General features: G+C 72.0%; 2 protein-coding genes. Both read left to right on the top strand.

The annotated features are described in order from the left end of the window. Positions 1 to 465 (top strand): hypothetical protein (locus ACFXIV_RS48340; protein WP_379421594.1); only part of this gene is annotated, 465 nt, incomplete at its 5' end. A 138-nt stretch (positions 466 to 603) separates the two neighbouring features. Continuing rightward, positions 604 to 1,037 (top strand): hypothetical protein (locus ACFXIV_RS48335; RefSeq protein ID WP_379421593.1); only part of this gene is annotated, 434 nt, incomplete at its 3' end.

The following is a 1,037-nucleotide window of genomic DNA, read 5'->3' as shown; positions in this document are numbered from 1 at the left end:
CAAGCGCAGAGCGTCATCGAGGCGTGCCGCTGCGACGACACCGACGGCGACGGCGTAGCCGACACTGACTACGTCGAGCTCCTCGGCATCGACTGCGACGGTGCGGTGACGAGTCTGAGCACGTGGACGCCGGACCTATCCGCGCCGTACACGCCGGTCTCCCCGGTCGAGTGCGACACGGCCGGGGCCGAGACACCGGTGACGGTGCAGGCCCATCGCGTCCAGCTCGACCCGGGCGGTACGTGGGACGCGGGCACCGTGCCGACGCTCCAGTCCGTGACGCTGTCCGCGCACAACGGCACCGGCACCATCACCACGGCCGACGGCACAAGCACGCTGTTCGATGGGGAAACGGTGACATGGTCGGTGGCCCGTGACGAGGACGCGCTGCTGACTGGCCCGCTGTCGGTTGCCGTGGACAGCGGCGTCGTCACGGTGACGTACACCCAGTCCGCCTCTGCGTAAGCCGCTGGCGGCCCCCGTCGACGCCCTTCCGGCGGCGGGCGGGGCCGCTGGAGTCCTGCTCCACTCCTCGCCCCTGCGGCCCGGCCGCTGGGGTGCGGGTGTACGCGCAGGCAACCGCATGACGAAGGAGGGATGGGCATGCGCGTTCTCGTGATTCTGCCCGCGTGGAGCACGGTTCCGGCCGCTGGGGCGTTCGTCACGACCCGGGAGTACGCCCTCGGCCTGGCCGCGGCCGGGAACACCGTGCACGTCGTCACCTCCTCCAAGGAACCGGGCGAGCCGTACAGCGACGGCCGCGTGCGGGTGTGGCCGCTCCGGGAGTGGCGGCGAGCTGTGAGGGCCGCCCGGCCCGAAGTGCTGATCTCCCACCACGGAGACCGGCGCGGGCGGCGGATCGTCGACCAGACACCCGGTGTGCCGCACCTGCTGATGGTGCACGGCATGTCGAAGGACCTGGACCTGGGCAGACCCTCGCTGGTGTGGTTCCCCTCGGAGGCTTGCCGCGTCCACTACGCGTACCGGCGCCGCACGGTCGTGCTGCCGCCGCCGGTCGACCCTGGCCGGTACCGCAC

It is taken from the genome of Nocardia sp. NPDC059236, assembly GCF_042754085.1.
In the GTDB taxonomy this organism is placed as follows: Bacteria; Actinomycetota; Actinomycetes; order Mycobacteriales; family Mycobacteriaceae; genus Nocardia.
This window is presented reverse-complemented; position numbering and strand designations above follow the sequence as displayed.